This is a genomic window from Arthrobacter cheniae, from assembly GCF_003602275.1.
GTDB lineage: Bacteria > Actinomycetota > Actinomycetes > Actinomycetales > Micrococcaceae > Arthrobacter_D > Arthrobacter_D cheniae.
Genome location: NZ_QZVT01000027.1, coordinates 1 through 3,579 on the forward strand (window position 1 = coordinate 1; position 3,579 = coordinate 3,579).

A 3,579-nucleotide genomic window follows, 5' to 3' on the forward strand; every position below is an offset into this window, starting at 1 on the left:
CCTTCCCAAGGACGGCTCCTTGGGAGTTGTCCTGGACACTCTCAGGCATGCCCACTCGGGCAACATGATTGTGCATCCGTCCCTCATCGCGAGGCTGGGCGTCACTGCGGCCTCCGTACCGGAATTCGCATAGAACAGTTACGGGCAATCATCGTCAGTGAAGGACACCTCGACCGCATGCAGTCCGCACACCCCTGCACTCCGCACGGGCGATGTCGCACCCCTCACCAGGTTCTCCACGCAACAGGAACGAAAACGCTATGTCGTCCGCGAGATCTACCCCCAGATCACCAACCCCGTTCCAGCGCCGGCTGTTACGGATTTACGACCTCTCCGTCACGAGCTGGGCATTACGCTGCAGGAAGCAGCCGAGGAACTTGATGAGTGGCCGTCGACGCTCTCCCGACTCGAGCGAGGCCGAACTCGCAAGGACCACCTTCTCGTGCGATACCGGGCCTGGCTCCACGACCACGAGATAGAGCCTTCCATAGAACGCAGTAAGCCGCAGTTGCACGCGGTCGCTGATAGTTTCCAGCCTTGAACAGCTCCATGACCCCGCTTGTGAAACCAGCATAATGACGGCAGGGATCCGTTCCCTTGGTGTTCCGCACCGCTGCAGCTCCGGCGCTATCTCAGGCCAGGACCTGCCCTCGTTGCGGGCGAGTCTTACGGCGGCCGTCATCTTGCATTCTGCGCGCTCAAGCTTTACCTGGTGGGCGCGCCGGTCTGAGCATCGAGATTCCGTTCCCGCGTCGAGGCGCGCGCATATTCAACCGCTGGCGTGGGTGCATGACGGTGTTTGGGAGGACGCACTGGAGCTTGTATCAGCCGAGGACAAGGACGCCGCGCTCGGACTAAAGATTTGCTACGGCCTCACGGCCGTCTGACGCGTAAAGGGGCCCTCACATTGAGGGCCCCGACCACGTTCAACCCTCAGGCTGAGGCGGCAGCTGCCTTCGGTGTCCTGAGGAAAAGAGAGACGACCAGCGCCGTCGCGATGCACAACGCGGCATTCACCCAGATAGCCAGGGTGACGCCACTGAGCACTGCTGCTGACGAATCTGATCCGAGAGCCAGGAGTTGTGCTGTGAAGATCGCGCTCATGATCGGGATGCCCATGGTGATCCCGATCTGCTGGCTCATCGTCGCGAGACCTGTTGCCAGGCCCTGCTCCTCGTCCGGCAGGCCTGATGTTGCCGTGACCATGAAGCCGACGATGACGACGAGGTTAGCGACTCCGCCGATGAAGGTCGCCGCAAGGAGCAGGATGATGGCCGAGCCGTTCGTACCCAGCATCACCAGGGAGGCGGTTGCGATCCCCTGCACGATGAACCCGTACACGATGGCCCGCTTGTTGCCGACAGCCCCGATGACCTTCGGTCCGATGATTCCGCCGAGGACGGTGCCCAGTCCCAGAACAGCGAAGGAGAGCCCTGCGCCGAGCGGGGTGTATCCAAGGACCTGCTGGAGGTACAGGGTCAGCAGGAAGACCAGGGACGTCTCCGTGACGAAAGCGAGTATCCCCGCGATATTGCCCCACGCCACGGTCGAGCGCTTGAGGATGCCCAGAGGCACAAGCGGGAACTCTGCCCGCTTTTCGATGGCTGTGAAGGCAGCAAAGAGCACGATGGCAATGGCGAAGGACACGAGCGTGAGCAGGTCCGTCCAAGATGTCTCCGCTGCCCTCGTTAGGCCAAATACCAGCGCGAGGAGGCCTGCGGTGACGGTGATTGCACCGGGCACATCCAGTCTCGTCCTGCCCGTTGGTTTGCTCTCGGCGAGCACGATGGGAGCAATCACGAGCACGGCGACAGCGATCGGAATGTTGATAAAGAATGCCCAGCGCCAGCTGAGGAGATCGGTCAGCAAGCCGCCTAGGATTGCTCCGGTGGTGAACCCTGCTGCCATCAAGGCTCCGTTGAGTCCGAGCGCCTTGTCCCGCAAAGGTCCTTCTGCGAAGGAGCCCAGCAGCAGCGACAGAGCCGCCGGCACAACGATGGCGGTGGCGAGTCCTTGGGCGACGCGGGCGATGAGCAGGATTGCGGGGTCAACGGCCAGCCCGCCGAGCAGGGATCCTGCTCCGAGCAGGGCCATGCCGATGAGAAACATCCGGCGTCGGCCGACAATGTCCGCGACTCTTCCAAAAAGCAGGGTGAAGCCGGCTGCGCACAGGGCAAAGGACGTGGCTATCCATTGGAGGTTCTCGAGGCTGAAGCCAACGTCAGCACCGATGGTGGGCAGAGCGACGTTCAGGATCGAGAAGTCGACGGCCAAGGTGAAGCTTGCTGTTAGAAGGACGATGAGTGTCAGTCGCTGCTTGCCGGTCATGCCTGGCGGCGTGCTGGCTTCTACCGTGACTTCGCGACGGTCTACGTCATGCGGAGTAGTCATGGGGTTCCTTGTCTGCTGGTCCTGCCGCGAAACGGCGGAGCGGTGTGCCTTTAGCCTGTTCGGTGGGGCGATAATCAACCAGACCGTGTCATGGGTAGTACTGCCAGTGACAGGACAATGCCTGCACCCGCGGGCACTATGGGGGGATGAGCAATCTGAGCGAGCTTGGAGAATTCCTTCGAGTCCGGAGGGCGGCGTTACAGCCCGAGGACGTCGGGCTTCGCAACTACGGCATCCGGAGGGTGCCAGGTCTTCGCCGAGAGGAACTGGCGATGCTCGCAGGGGTGAGCATCACCTACTACACGAGGCTCGAACAGGGGCTGAGCAACAACGCCTCTGAGGCGGTGATCGAAGCGATTGCCCGAGCACTGAACCTGACGCCGGATGAGCATATTCACCTGATGAACCTCGCACGGCCGGTAAAGGGAAAGCGGAAGACCGCTCATAAGCCCGACTTCGCCCGGGCGGGGACGATCCGCCTCATCAAGTCCATGGCTTCGACCCCGGCAGTTGTCCTTGGCCGGCGCAGTGAGGTTCTGGCATGGAACAGGCTTGGTCACCGCTTGGTGGCTGGGCACCTGGACTTCGACGGTCCGAATCGCCCAGCCACCAGGGCGAATATGACTCGCATGCTGTTTTTGGATGAGCACACGCGGGAGCTCTATGCGAGGTGGCAGGAGGAGGCTACGCGCGCGGTGTCGTCGTTGCGGCTGCTGGCTGGGGCGACCACGGACGACCCGGAACTCACAGAGCTGATCGGTGAGTTGACCGTGAGAAGTCCGGAGTTCTCCTCGCTTTGGGCCAAGCACCCTGTAGTGAATTGCATGTCTGGACTGAAGTACATGCACCACCCCGAAGTTGGTGATCTTGAGCTGAACTTCGAGGTCCTCACGCCGCCGGACGAGTCTAGGCACAGGGTGCTCATGTACACCGCGGACGTCGGCACCCCGGGGTACGTTGCCTTGCAGCTCCTTGGCTCGCAAATGCGGCAGGACGTTGCGGGCGACCCGGAGCAGGTCGGACTGGTCAGCGCCACGGGCTGAGTCCTACCCGGTCCGCTGGAAACAAAGAAGGGGCCCGGCATGGTGAACTGCACCCCAAAAGTTGGACTGGCTTAGCAAAGGTTAGGCCGCGAGGGCTTGGGTTCGGTATTGCACCGGGCTCAGGCCCTCGAGCTTTGTTGAGATC

Annotated in this window: 2 protein-coding genes; one reads left to right on the top strand and one right to left on the bottom strand. The window is 62.0% G+C overall.

All coding sequences use genetic code 11. From position 1 onward, the window contains the following. Positions 1 to 933 precede the first annotated feature (933 nt). The gene (locus D6T63_RS18750) at positions 934 to 2,328 is read right to left on the bottom strand and encodes an MFS transporter (protein WP_120150846.1); all 1,395 of its coding nucleotides are present in this window, start codon (positions 2,326 to 2,328) and stop codon (positions 934 to 936) included. A 209-nt stretch (positions 2,329 to 2,537) separates the two neighbouring features. On the opposite strand from D6T63_RS18750, the gene D6T63_RS18755 reads away from it, so the two are divergent. After that, positions 2,538 to 3,434, top strand: a complete 897-nt coding sequence (locus D6T63_RS18755) for a helix-turn-helix domain-containing protein (protein ID WP_120150845.1) — start codon at positions 2,538 to 2,540, stop codon at positions 3,432 to 3,434. The last annotated feature ends 145 nt before the right edge of the window (positions 3,435 to 3,579 follow it).

Coding starts and splice junctions, on each gene's coding strand:
- D6T63_RS18750 (WP_120150846.1), bottom strand. CDS start 2,328: ATGACCGGCAAGCAGCGACTGACACTCATCGTCCTTCTAACAGCAAGC.
- D6T63_RS18755 (WP_120150845.1), top strand. CDS start 2,538: ATGAGCAATCTGAGCGAGCTTGGAGAATTCCTTCGAGTCCGGAGGGCG.